A 13,868-nucleotide genomic window follows, 5' to 3' on the forward strand; every position below is an offset into this window, starting at 1 on the left:
TCCTCTGGAAAAGATTCAATAATATAAGATACCCGACTTATTAAAGAAGTCGGGTATCTTGGGAGCCGCGATTTTAATCTCTTATTCGGAAAAAATGTAGCATTTTTTATAAGTAATATGAACAGAAGTATTGTCATTATTTCCTCATTAATCCTCTTACATTTTCCTACTTTCGCTTTGGGAAATTCCTCTAATTCCTCTCGCCAAGTAGCATCTGATAATTCCTATTGTGTTGACAAAATGGAACCAGAAAAGGGCTTAGATTTATCAGAAAAGCAATTACAAACTATTGCCAGCCAAGTAACAGTCAAAGTTACAGGAGATAACAACGGGGGTTCGGGAACGCTACTTGCCAAACGAGGGAATAGCTACCTAGTTCTCACGAATTCTCATGTAATTAGAGCAGTCAAAACCGTTCGCTTGCAAACGTCTGACGGTAAAACTTACCCTACGAAAATTGTGACAAACACGAAACTTGAAAAACTTGATTTAGCCTTATTAGAATTTCAGACTAATCAAAATTATTGTCTTGCCAAAGTTGCCGAGTTTCTACCCTCTAACGATGTGTCGGTGATTGCTGCGGGATTTTCAGCCGAAAAAGGAGCAATTGTATTTCGCCAAGGTACAGTCCAACAGATTTCCAAGCAACCCTTCAAAGAGGGATATGAAATTGGCTACAACAGCGACATCGAACAGGGAATGAGCGGTGGTGCAATTATTGACAAGGAAGGAATCCTCATCGGCATCAATGGACGGGGCGCTTATCCCATCTTAAATACAGGTTACATTTATGAAGATGGTTCGCGTCCAAGTGTTGAAGAAATCAAGCAAATGCGAAAATTAAGCTGGGGGGTTCCTGTCTCAAAAGCATTGGCACAGGTTAATGAAGACATACTGACAGCTTATTCTCTGCCTTTACCAAAAAATTCCCCTACTGTACCTCAAGCACAATTGACAGGATGGTTAGGGGAATTGGAACAAAAAGCCAAACAAATTACAGTGCGAATTGATAGCACCAGTCGTGCCAACGGTTCCGGGATTATTATTGCAAAAGACGGGAACACTTACACTGTTTTAACAGCAGATCATGTTGTATGTGAGAGAGAAGATGCCACAAAGCCATGTGGTAACAATAGTTATCAAATTCTTGCCCCAGATGGAAAACAATATCCTGTAGACCAAAGCACAATTAAAACAGAATCAGGGGTAGATTTAGCAGTAGTTAAGTTTACTAGCAATGCCACCTATCAAGTAGCGACCCTGGCAGATTATAATCCCAACACTGGTGACTATATCTACACTGCTGGGTATCCCAAATTAGGGAATAACTCACCTTGGCGGTTTACGATAGGGGGAATTTTTGATAAAGAAACAGGATTATTAACAGTTAAAGAATCAGACTTTCAAAGCGGTAGTTCTAGCGGGTCACAAAATGTCAGTTTTTTAACAGGGGGGTATGAGTTAGTTTATACTAGTATCACCTTTGGTGGGATGAGTGGGGGTCCGGTGTTAGACAGTAAGGGGCGAGTTATCGGTATTCATGGACAAGCAGAGGGGGAAGAAGCTTTAGATGAAAAGACTGAGGATTCTGGCAGCAGTGGAGGTAAAGTTCAGATAGGTTTCAGTTTAGGCATTCCTGTAAGTACTTTTTTAGGGCTAGCGACGCGATTAGGTGTAAAACCCCAACACGTAGAAAACAATCCAAGAAGACCTCAACTAAATAAACAACAACTTAATTCTATTAAAGAAGCGGTATTATCTGCCGATGTTTCAAAAGGAAATGCAACCGCAGCGCAATGGCTAGAAAGAGGGAATCAACTGTGGCGGTTGCGTCAGTATACATCAGCAATCACAGCCTTTGATCAAGCGATTAAGCTCAAACCATCTTTTATTTACTTAGCTTACTATGGCAAAGGTGTGGCTTTAAATTTCCAGGGGAAATATCTTGAGGCTGTTGCTGCATTCGAGCAAGCGGTTCGCTATAAACGTGACTTTGCTGCTGCTTGGCAAGAACAAAGTAGAGTCCATCAAGTGTTAAACCAATTAGATAAAGCATTAGTAGCAATAGACCAAGCAATTCAAATTCAGTTACAAAACCGAAAGCACCCAGAAAACCCAAACTTATATAACAAGAAGTACACTATATTAAACGATTTGAAACGATATCCAGAAGCCGAAGCAGCAATAACAAAGGCGATCGCACTTAGTTCCCGTGCAGCGTATTACAACAATCGGGGGTTTTTTTACAAAGAGCAGAAAAAATGGGAATTAGCGTTGGATGATTACAACCAAGCCCTTCGACTTAATCCGAAGTATATATTAGCTTACAATAATCGGGGGAATCTTTACGTTGACCAGAAAAAATGGGATTTAGCACTGGCTGATTTCAACCAGGCCATTCAATTCAATCCTCAAGATCCTTTAGCTTACGCTTACTACAATCGGGGGCGTCTTTACCATAACCTGGAAAAATGGGAATTAGCGCTGGCTGATTACAACCAAGCCATTCAAATCAATCCGAAGTATGCTGATACTTACAACAATCGGGGTAATCTTTACCATAACCATAAAAAATGGGAATTAGCTTTATCTGATTACAACAAAGCTATTCAATTTAATCCGAAGCTTGCTTTAGCTTACAACAATCGGGGGGTTCTTTACAGATCTCAGAAAAAATGGGAATTAGCTTTATCTGATTACAACAAAGCTATTCAATTTAATCCGAAGCTTGCTTTAGCTTACAACAATCGGGGAATGCTTTACAAAGATAAACAAAAATGGGAATTAGCTTTATCTGATTACAACAAAGCTATTCAATTCAATCCTCAGTATGCTGATGCTTACTACAATCGGGGGATTCTTTACGCAGAGCAGCAAAAATCGGACTTAGCGCTGGCTGATTTCAACCAAGCTATTGATATTAATCCTCAGTATGCTGATGCTTACTACAATCGGGGGATTTTTTACTATAAGCAGCAAAAATGGGAATTAGCTTTATCTGATTTCAACAAAGCCATTCAACTCAATCCTGAGGATGCTGATGCTTACACCAAGCGGGGAAATCTTTACACTAACCAGCAAAAATGGGATTTAGCCCTGGCTGATTTCAACAAAGCCATTCAACTCCATCCTGAGTCTGCTAATGCTTACTACAATCGGGGGGTTTTTTACAGATCTCAGCAAAAATGGGAATTAGCCCTGGCTGATTATAACAAAGCTATTCAACTTAATCCTAACCTTACTGAGGCTTACCTAAATCGAGGGGTTCTTTATTCAAAGCAGACAAAATGGGAATTAGCCCTGGCTGATTACAACAAAGCTATTCAACTTAATCCTACCCTTACTGAGGCTTACGCAAATCGAGGGGTTCTTTATGCTAATATGGGGGATAAACAGAGAGCCATTCAAGATTTACAGCAAGCAGCTAAACTCTTTCAAGCTCAAAATAATTCTGCTGGTTATGAAAAAGTGATGAGTATCTTAAAACAGTTACAACATTAGGGTAAGCTCTCAAGTGGATGTAAAAGCAAGTGATTTTCTCTTTATCAAGGAGCGATCGCTGCTTTTGCCGTGCTTCTGTAAGCGATCAGTAACAATGATCTAAATATACACAAGCTTTTCAAGAGTGTGGAACGCGATATCCTCGCCAATGAAGTAATGCAACAGCCTGAGCTTTACACAGCATAAACTGTTCAGATTCCTTTCTCAAAGCAGTTAACTCTAATTTCTCCTTTTCTGTCAACTTTCCATTTTGATTTTGATCGAGCAACTCGTCATAGCGTACCATTTCTTCTGCGGTTTTATGACTACCAGCAATCCGCCACAGTGTATCGTCATCTAACCGATCCAAAGATGCCAGTTCAGCCTGGAACTCTTCTGGAACATCATCCCATTCGGGAGGACTACCAACCTTTAGCGCATGAAGGATGACTTCTTCTAGCGGACGCTTTGTGGCATCAGCCGTATTAAGCAACCGTTGATAAATTCGGTCTGGGATTTGTAAGGTAACTGTTGCAACCATAGTAGTGAAGCTGCGGTAAGATATGATCGATGTGAGTAATCCTGAAACTGTTTAATACACTTCATCGTGATTTCCAATATCAATAAACTCTATCATTAATCTTCTATTAACTGTTTCAGTTCGTGAATATTGGATGAAAACTTCAGTTTACAATTTTGCTCTTCTACTTTACTTATCATGAAGTTATTGTATATCTCCTCCCGACGCTCTTCCCTCAAATACTGTCTTAGCAGGAATTGAATTTCTTGTTTTTCTTCAATTGATAGACTTTTTATCGTCTCAACCAGTTCGCTAAAACTCATGACATGAAACACCATTAAGTCTTTACCGAATCAATTTAGCACGGTGATTCGCTTATTTGCTCCGTATTATAAGTCTTGACCGAATCAATTTAGTGGGCGCGATCGCTTATCCGCTCGGTATTTATCTTTGAAAACCCATTCGAGATACCATAAAGGTATCCTAGAACGCAGTCCAAATACCCATGTCTCGTTGGTTTAATACCGCAGGTCCTTGTAAAGCAGACATTCATTATATGCTGTCGCCGACCAGTCGGTTGCCAGACTTAGAGCGCTTGATTGCCCAAGAAAGCTATTTTGTGATTCATGCGCCTCGTCAAACAGGTAAAACCACTGCGATGCTAGCGTTAGCATCCGAACTAACTCGGAGTGGACGCTACACAGCAGTTATGGTGTCGGCAGAAGTGGGAGCACCGTTTAGTCACGATCCAGGAGCGGCTGAGAATGCTATTCTAGGGTCTTGGCGATCGCGTGCCCAGTTGCATTTGCCCGAAGACTTGCACCCCCCCGTTTGGGATGAAGCGCAGCCAGGACGAAGAATTCAAGCAGCTTTGCAGGCATGGGCACAAGCTTCGCCGCGACCATTGGTGCTGTTTATTGACGAGATTGATGCTCTACAGGATGAAGCCCTAATATCCATTTTACGACAGCTACGCGATGGCTATCCCACCCGCCCCAAAGGCTTTCCGTTGTCTGTAGGATTAGTTGGTTTACGAGATGTGCGTGATTATAAAGTGGCGAGTGGCGGAAGTGAGCGCTTAAATACGTCAAGTCCGTTTAATATTAAAGTGCGCTCAATAACTTTGAGAAATTTTAATGCCATTGAGGTGCAAGAACTATATCAGCAACATACCGACGATACGGGGCAAGTATTTACAAACTCGGCAATCGAAACGGCATTTGATTTGACTCAGGGACAGCCTTGGTTAGTAAATGCGCTTGCCAAAGAAGTTGTCGAAGAGATAGTAACGGATATAAATGTAGCAATTACACCGGAACATATTTTTACAGCAAAAGAAGTATTAATAGCACGTCAAGACACTCATCTTGATAGTCTAGCGGAACGTCTGCGAGAACCCAGGGTAAAGGCAATTATTGAACCAATGTTAGCAGGACAAACTTTGGGGGACACTCCATCCGATGATCGACAATATTTGATTGATTTGGGGTTGTTACGACGTGATCAAGCCGGAGGACTGATAATTGCCAATCCCATCTACCGCGAGGTGATTGCCCGTGTTTTGGTGCAGGGTACTCAGGATAGTTTACCCCACATTAGTCCTACTTGGTTAACTAAAAGTGGTGAGTTAGATACTGATGCTTTGTTGCAGGCGTTTTTAAAATTCTGGCGTCAGCATGGCGAACCGTTGCTTAGTAGCGCAGCATACCATGAGATTGCACCTCATTTAGTGCTGATGGCGTTTTTACATCGCGTGGTGAATGGTGGTGGCACTTTGGAGCGCGAATATGCGATTGGACGCGATCGCATGGATTTGTGTTTAAGATACGGAAAGATCACATTAGGGATTGAGTTAAAAGCTTGGCGCGATAAAAAGGGAGATCCATTAGAAGCGGGTTTAGAACAGTTAGACTCCTATTTAGCGCGGTTGGGAGAAGATTTTGGTTGGTTAGTTATTTTTGATCGACGTAGCAATGCACTACCCTTAGAGGAACGGTTGGCAACTCAAGTTACAACTACAAAAAATGGACGTTCTGTTACCGTTGTGCGTGCATAGGGGTATTAAGGATATATTAAAAAAAGTGAATAAATCAACAGGCATTTTGACATAAGAAGCGGTGGAAGTAAATTAACGTCTACTATACCCATTACTTTGTCGCTCAAGTCCTGTAATAATTTGTTGTACTTCTTGATATCTTTTATTTTCTTTTCTTTCTTGAAAAATTCGGGCTGCGTGCCTATATTTCTCTTGAGCCGTTTGTAAATCTGCTTTTCTGAGTGCCTGACGAGCTTCATCCATTAATTCTTCTGGTGATTTGCGGTTAGGGGAATCAGTCGAAGAACCTATTGGATTATCAGATTTTTTCTTTTCTGCTAATGATACTCTAGTCAATGATTCTCGTTCAGCGTGTAGTTTATCAACATTTTCCAAAAGTTTTGCAGCTTCTTGATAGTTATTTTGATTCAAATCAACTAAACTTTTCTGTAAATAAAGGTCTATTGCTACCTGAAAATCTTGTAATTTTTTCTGCTGGTTTTCTTGAATTAATCCCCTTTGATGATAAGCTGCTGCATATTTTGGGTTAATTTGAATTGCCTGAGTAAAATCTGCAATTGCTTTTTCTCTTGTTTCTTGTTTTTTATTGGATGTCATTTCCACTGAACAAACAATAAAAATGTCATTATTTCTCTGGCATCCGGGTAATGTTCCATCAGGATTTAATGGTTTTCCTGTAACGTATTTTTTATAAATTAAACCCCGTTGATAATAAGCTTCAGCATATTGGGGATTAAGTTGAATTGCTTGTGTAAAGTCTGATATAGCCCCTTGATAATCTTGTTGGTTAACTTTTATTAACCCTTGAAAAAACCAGTCGCTTGCTTTTGTGGATATTTGTTGGGTTTGAGTTGGAGATGCTTCAACCCTTGGAACTATTACACCAAAGGGAGTTAGGGTTGTAATTGCAAGGCTTAGACAGGTGATAGATAGTTTTTGGTGGAACATAATTAATTAGTATAAAAATAGTTATACGAAATCCAGTTTGTATAGCCTGCGTAGGCGGGCTTTGTTCTTGTAGCTTTATCAAATGGCTCGTGGTATGGGTTCTCTCGTTTGTATAGCCCGCGTAGGCGGGCTTTGTTCTTGTAGCCCTACCCTTCTAGGGTGAGGGAAAAAAATTATCACAGAAATGGCGCTCCCTCGCATTTAGATTTGGATTAGTTGTCAAATAGTCATGCAACCAATCACAACCACGCTGTTGTAAATCATTGATATCCATATTCCACAAAATCACATTATTTTTAATATCTACAGAGGCAAGTATTCTTCCATCTTGACTAAAATTAACTTCTTTAATATCACTTTGATGCCCTGGAAGTGTATAGATGAGCTTGCCATCCAAAGTCCAAAAATTTAGTGTCTTATCCTTACTAGCTGAAACTAAGTATTGACCATCTGGGCTAAAGCTGATACTATATACATTATCTTTATGGGTTAAATGCAACAATTTTCCAGTATCGCGCTGCCAAAGTTTGACTGTTTTATCCGCACTTGCTGTAGCGATATATTTTCCATCTTGACTGAAACTAACGGCGGCAATATTATCTTGATGACCTTGGATTTGTAATAATTTACCTTCAAGATTCCACAGCTTTACTGTTTTGTCGCCAGCCGTAGCCAGGGTTTTTCCATCTGGACTAAAGTTAATACTTGTAATCCAGTAATCATTAGTCTGCCAGCTTTTTAATAAATTACCCTCAATACTCCAAAGTTTAACTTGTTTATCAATTCCTCCAATAGTTGCTAGGGTTTTGCCATCTGGACTAAAGCTAATATCTTTAATCGGATCAAGGGGAATTACACTATTATTGACACTCTCGTGAGCCTGCCAACTTTTTAGGAGTTTACCCTCAAGATTCCAAAGTTTAATTTGATTATCTATGCCAATAGTCACAAAATTTGTACCAGTGGGATTAAAAAGAACCTTGACAATTTCCTTTTCATGTGCATTAAAACTTCGCAGCAACGCCCCATCCCATTGTCGCAAGGTGACGGTTCCTTGTTGATTTCCTACTGCAATGGTTTTGCCGTCAGGACTGATACTAACACTATTACCAGGAAAAGTAGGTAAAATACCCTTCTTACGCCAAAGCTTGATTGTTTTATCAGCACTTGCACTTGCTAGAATTTTACCATCGGGGCTAAAACTAACTTCGGATGCTTTACCCCCATGTCCTTTAAAAGTATAAAGTTCTTTCTGTTGCTGAATACTCCAGACTTTTACTGTATCATCAGCACTTGCAGAAGCAAGCATTCCGTCAGCGCTAAAATGCACGTCTAAAACTTCGTCTGTATGACCTGCAAATGTATGCAATAATTGACCTGTAAAATCCCAAAACCTAACAGTTTTATCTTTACTTCCAGAAGCAAGAGCTTTACCATCTGGGCTAAAATTCACACTTAACACTTCATCACTATGCCCTGATAAGGTTTTTATAGCTTTTCCTTCAAGATTCCAGAGTTTGACTGTTTTATCAGCACTGGCGGTGGTAATCAACCCCCCAGGGGGGTTTGGGCTAAAACTCAAACTCCAGATTTTTTGGCTATGTGCCGGAATGGTTTTCATCAATTTACCATCCAGCGTCCAGAGTTTAACTTTACCATTGTTGGTTGCGATCGCCGCCATTGTCCCATCTGAACTGAGAGCAGTTGCCGATAATCCATCCGGTTCTGATATCTTTAAAAAAGGACGACTTTCAAATAAACCAGTTGTTGAATTATATTGCCATAAACTGACAGTATTATCAAAACTGCCAGCTATGAGAAGTTGACTGTCAGGACTAAAACTAACGCTAAAAACACCATTTTTATGTCCAGTTAGCGTTTGCAGCAACTTTCCATTGCGCTGCCAAATTTTAATTGTTGTATCTTGACTTGCTGAAGCTAAAAGTTGACCATTAGGACTGAATCTCACACTGGTAATGGCAGCTTCATGCCCCGCTAAACGATTATACTCGCGAATGCGATTAAAATTATCTAGCACAGATCCTAACAATCCCATCTTAGTCTCTGCATCTAAGTCTTTTAGTTGCCCTAGTTTTTTAACTGTCTGTATACTGGGGATAAGTGCTTCAATTTCCTTACCTGAATTCAAATATGATTTTGCAGAACGTGTGGTAGATTTCAGTTCATCAATTTGGATTTTTTGCCCTTGAGATATAATCAAGCTAACTAATACGCTCGCTCCAAGCAGAGCTACACTTAACCCTATAAAAACCCGTTTTATTGCAGCTTTTTTTGCTTTTTGCTCCCTATACCGTAATTCTAAACTTAAATTAATAAAGTTTTGTTCAGTGGAACTAATTTGATGTGAACGTTGCAGCAACCATTCCTCTGCGTCTACTAAAGGCTTTCCTCGCAACAAAGCCCCAGCATCATTATCGCTATTTTCCCATTGTCGCATTACTGCCCTGAGTTGCTCTTGCCAACGGCGAAATTCTCCATCGACTCGCATCCATTGTCCCATCCGTCGCCAGTTTTTAATTAATGTCTCGTGGATAATTTCAACTGTTTCGACTTGAGTGATTTGATTGCAGTTTGTCACCACCAACCGCACCGAAGCTAACCTGGTGACTAACTCCCAGTTTTCTCCCACTTCCTCACGAGTTGCTAGACGGCGAATATCTACGCTTCTTTCTCCGGGTTGCACTAACTGAATAAATATCTGTTGCACCTTGTGTTGATCTGCTAAACTCAGTTGAGCATAAGTTGCTTCTGCATTCCAAGCTAATGCGGTTTCAACACCGCCAATTTCTTCATAAGCTTGATGGGTTAACCATCCCTGCTGTTGTTTTTGCCACAACTGAGTTAAAGTAAATTCGAGTAAGGGTAAGTGACTGGGAGAGTCTAACACTGCATCAATCAGGCGTTGGGTTAACCCTGACTCTAACTGCACGTTGAGGGTGGCGGCTGGTTTTTCAATGGCTGATTGTAATTCTTGGGCATCCATCGCACCCAAGTTTAACTGCGCATCTTGCAACGCATCGGCAAAGGGACGGTAGGATAACGCATCCCCGTAAAAGTCTGCCCGGAGGGTTAAAACAAGAGTAAAGCCAGGTACAGTTTGAACTGCGTTAAGTAGATTATTTAAAAAGAGTTTGCGTTCTTCTACATCATGACAAAGGGTGTAGAGTTCTTCAAATTGGTCGGCTATGATAATTAAGTGAGACTTGGGAGATGCAAGAGTAATCGGTTCAATGAAGTTTTGTAAAGCGCGATCGCTCGTTTTTAACTCAACTTCTAGTTCTAATTCTGCCAAACGTTGCTGGTTGGAATTACCCCTCCCCAACCCTCCCCTTGGTAAGGGGAGGGTGCCGTTAGGCGGGTGGGGTAATACCGGAGTGAGTGCGATCGCTAAAGATTCAAAGGGGTTATTTTCCGGACGAAACGAAACAATGTGCCAATCTCTCTGTTTATCTTGCTTTAATTGCGGAATCAAACCTGCAAAAACAACCGAAGATTTACCGCTTCCAGAAGCCCCAACAACTGCAACAAGCGGCTTTTTCTTCACTGCAGCAACTAATTGATGTGTAACTATTTCTCTCCCATGAAAATAAGGTGCATCTTCTTCGCGGAAAGCAGCTAACCCTCGATAGGGACAGTGAGAAATTGCTCCCAAACTCTGCCAGGTGGGAGGCTTTTCTAACAAACTCTGAACAATAACAGGCAACCAACTCGCGCAGGGATAATCTTTCTCCCAACCCTGTAATTTTTTGCGAGCAATATTAACTGATTGATAGAGAGATTTTCCCCCAGTAAACTCTTGAAAGAAGTATTTCAAAAACTGATGTGCTACCCTATCCGGTACAGGTTCGCGCATGACAATAATTTGGGGAATATGTAGAGCTTCCAACTCTGCGGCAATTCCTAAGCCATCACAGGAGTTGAAAAAAGCTAACTGTAACCCACGCCTGACTGCTGTTTTCAATCCTTCCCTCAAGTTCTGCATTGTTAAACTATCGGTGCGGTTGAGAAAAATTCTTCCTTGCGCTGATTCTGTTCGACTATGCCCAGAAAAAAAGAGGATATCCCACCCTTTCTCATCCCAAAGATGTTCGTTAAATTCTGCTTGTGAAGGTTCAAGTAAAACTACTATTTCTGCTACTTTGCAATATTGTTTCAAAAGTTTCTCATCTTCTGCAACATTAATTCCTTCACTGTTACCTAAAATAATCAAAATTCTAGCAATAGGGCGATATTCTCTTTGAAAACGTTGAGATGAATGAGAACTTAATGCCACTTCTGCATTCGGATAATACTCAAATAAATCCCACAGATGCCAAGGAAGTTTCCGCAGTTGGGGTTCAGTAGTGCGAATAATAAAGCGCACTTCATCTGTTGGAGATAAGTGGATTAAACATTGCTCTTTGATGATCCGAAACGAGTCAGCTTGCAACCAAGTAATAAAATTATGCTTGATGTTGTCTGCTAATTCGTGACATTCGTCTTTGAGAGATTTTAATCTGACATTAGAAATCTGCTCTTTTTTCGGTTTAATGCGGTGTCCATCTAAACTGCGATAGCTTTTGTACCACTGTTGATAAAGATCGGGTAGGATGGAGATAGGAGGTAATCTTAATTGGTTGTCACTAATTTCAATGGAAGGGCGATCGCCATCCTCCCCAATTTCTAAACTAACGCGAAACCCCTGACAGAAGTCACCATCCAGCGTGAGGACAACTAACTTTTTCATCGTTACCACTCCTACCCCGGAAAATTTAATATACTACTCCTTTCCCACCCAAATAGTATCTAATTAATGAACCGCAAAGACGCCCAGAACGCAGAGGAGACAGACACAGAAGATATAGGTAATCTTATAGTGGCAAGGGAGTAGCCGTTTTCATGAGAGAAATTTCTCATAAACCGCGATCGTTCCATTTGTCTCTATTTGTCTTACTGTCTTGGTGATGTGATTTTACGCAGTCGGGGAAGATTATTATAAAAGTTTACTGTTTCTCTGGACTAATATCAAGTGCGCCAAATGGGCGCATCTCAGACCAATAGGTTGAGGCAATCCAGATTTTGTTAAAGACCTCTCCTTGTGCGGCAGCAAGACTGGGAGGCATTAAAAATTCTCCCACAACAGCAATAACTTCAGGCAATGAAACGTGTGCTGTCTTCAGTTGTCCCTTATCTACAAAGGATTTCCATTGTTTCTGTTTATCTTTGTCAAAAGCGAATTCTGCTGTTAGGGCAAAGGGCAGCGCTATGGGCAAGGGTGTCCTGCGTCGATGGAAGGTATTTTTCAAGGCTTCACTAAGAATAGTTCCCTGAAATTCAAATTTTTGGCACAGAAACCAGATGTCGTAAAAATCTTTGAGGCGGCTGTTCATAATGCCAAGAGCAACCATCGCCTGAAACTTTTCCGCAATGACTGTTTCACGCGGGTAGATCAGTAAACAAGGGGCGGGCAGATTCAGAATAGGAGGAAATTCAACTTCCTGGGCTTTGGGCGTAACGGCATCGCCAAACCCAATATCTATCTGAACCTGGATAGTCGTAGTCTCCAGTTGACTTCTTAGTTTAATTCTTACCCCCTCATATTCCTGGTCTTCCTTTATCTTTTCTCCCTTAACTGTCTCTGACCCAAAGGTGATGCCATCATCCTCACATGAAATCTCGCAGATTTCCTGAAAGATTTTTGTCAAAGAGGAGATTTCGCTATTGCCATGCCCCAGCAGATCCACATCTTTGGTTGCCCGATGAGGTTCACCACTCCACACCCTAAAAAGTGTTGCTCCTTTGAGAATAAACTGATGCTTGTGAACAGATTGACTAAGCCTGTACAAAAGACGATCTGCAGCATACCGTGTTAACAGGTAATTAAAGTCTTCTCCTTGTTCTTTTGAAAGGTGAAGCAATCGCCTTCTAACAGAGGCTGGGATGTTACGAGGCTGCTGTTGGCTCATCCGAGGGATTCAAGATAGGGACGCATGACATTCTGCATTCGGCAAATCTTAGCATAATGCCAAATCTCATCCACCGTGCAGCGTCTTTCCCGTAAACACTCGCGCAGGGCTTCCAGCGCAACATCAAGACCGATTTTGTTGCGAAACTTGAAGCAATCGACCACCGTTTTGGCAGGTGAATAAACGGGTAGGCGCACCCCTTCGATCTCATGCTCTTCGATTCCGGACAAGAGTGCTTCGCCAGAGACATGCACAATCCGCAGCGGCAGCAGATCCTCTTTCGGCGTCCGCGTTTTTGGCGGGATGGCTAGCCAAACCTCGAAGGGTACTTGTGTTGTCAGTTCATGGAAGCTGAGGGCAGAAAGCAGGCAAACTATCCCATGAGGCACTCGTTTAATCGCTTCAACCAGCGTATGGCTCTCTGTAATGTCAGCATCTGCGAAAGTGTAAATACCACGCGCAGAACGGACGAGCAGTCCCTGTTGCTCCAGCCGTTTGAGGTACTCTCGGTGAATCCCTTTTGCTTCTACGTCCTTAGCCCGGATGACACCCATTTCATGAGCGAGATCCAGTACCTGCTGTATCTTGGTCATACTTCCCTCGGTCGCTTAGAGGTAGCTTCGATCTTTTCTGCTATGTGATAAAACGTTTACAGTTACATATATTTATCAACACTTTATCAATAGTAGCGGATTAAGTTTGGTATTGTATGACGAAATGTTTATTATTATTGGAAATATATAACGTTTCGTCACAAGCTTTCAATTTCTTCCGTAGCGCAGTGACAACATCTTCCAATAGGGAAGGGGACAAATTTGCCGTCCTTGTTCAGAGCGCGTCACTATCTGCGTCAAACAATCCCTTGAACCACTTGGCTGCTTTGCCATTGGAAGTCTAG

8 protein-coding genes are annotated in these 13,868 nt (G+C 41.4%); 2 read left to right on the top strand and 6 right to left on the bottom strand.

Annotated elements, in window-relative coordinates:
• The first annotated feature begins 117 nt into the window (after positions 1–117).
• A complete protein-coding gene (locus ICL16_RS36750; protein WP_190836517.1) occupies positions 118–3,501 on the top strand; it encodes a serine protease in 3,384 nt (1,127 codons plus the stop codon).
• Positions 3,502–3,619: 118 nt separating this feature from the next.
• Here ICL16_RS36750 and ICL16_RS36755 read toward each other — a convergent pair whose 3' ends face one another.
• Both ICL16_RS36755 and ICL16_RS36760 read right to left on the bottom strand, forming a co-directional pair.
• Entirely contained in the window at positions 3,620–4,021 is a 402-nt protein-coding gene (locus tag ICL16_RS36755) for a hypothetical protein (RefSeq protein ID WP_190836518.1), read from the bottom strand.
• Between the two features lie 95 nt (positions 4,022–4,116).
• Positions 4,117–4,323 (bottom strand): hypothetical protein, encoded by a 207-nt coding sequence (locus ICL16_RS36760; protein ID WP_190836519.1) that lies wholly within the window; start codon positions 4,321–4,323, stop codon positions 4,117–4,119.
• A 182-nt stretch (positions 4,324–4,505) separates the two neighbouring features.
• On the opposite strand from ICL16_RS36760, the gene ICL16_RS36765 reads away from it, so the two are divergent.
• Positions 4,506–6,056 carry an AAA family ATPase gene (locus ICL16_RS36765; protein ID WP_190836520.1) on the top strand — a complete coding sequence of 517 codons (1,551 nt, stop codon included), beginning with the start codon at positions 4,506–4,508 and terminating at the stop codon, positions 6,054–6,056.
• 72 nt (positions 6,057–6,128) lie between these two features.
• Here the strand turns inward: ICL16_RS36765 and ICL16_RS36770 are convergent, their stop codons facing one another.
• The 4 genes from ICL16_RS36770 to ICL16_RS36785 all read right to left on the bottom strand — a co-directional run bounded on the left by ICL16_RS36770 (position 6,129) and on the right by ICL16_RS36785 (position 13,563).
• On the bottom strand, positions 6,129–7,004 hold the full coding sequence (locus ICL16_RS36770; protein ID WP_190836521.1) for a tetratricopeptide repeat protein: 876 nt from the start codon (positions 7,002–7,004) through the stop codon (positions 6,129–6,131).
• Positions 7,005–7,158: 154 nt separating this feature from the next.
• Complete coding sequence (locus ICL16_RS36775; protein WP_190836522.1) at positions 7,159–11,751, bottom strand: nSTAND1 domain-containing NTPase; 4,593 nt, start codon at positions 11,749–11,751, stop codon at positions 7,159–7,161.
• A 256-nt stretch (positions 11,752–12,007) separates the two neighbouring features.
• Positions 12,008–12,970, bottom strand: coding sequence for a nucleotidyl transferase AbiEii/AbiGii toxin family protein (locus tag ICL16_RS36780; RefSeq protein ID WP_190836523.1), 963 nt, complete (start codon positions 12,968–12,970; stop codon positions 12,008–12,010).
• Positions 12,967–13,563, bottom strand: a complete 597-nt coding sequence (locus tag ICL16_RS36785) for a type IV toxin-antitoxin system AbiEi family antitoxin domain-containing protein (protein ID WP_190836524.1) — start codon at positions 13,561–13,563, stop codon at positions 12,967–12,969. Before ICL16_RS36785 ends, ICL16_RS36780 begins: the two co-directional genes overlap by 4 nt.
• Positions 13,564–13,868 lie beyond the last annotated feature (305 nt).

The sequence above is a fragment of the Iningainema tapete BLCC-T55 genome (genome assembly GCF_014698965.1).
Taxonomy (GTDB): Bacteria; Cyanobacteriota; Cyanobacteriia; order Cyanobacteriales; family Nostocaceae; genus Iningainema; species Iningainema tapete.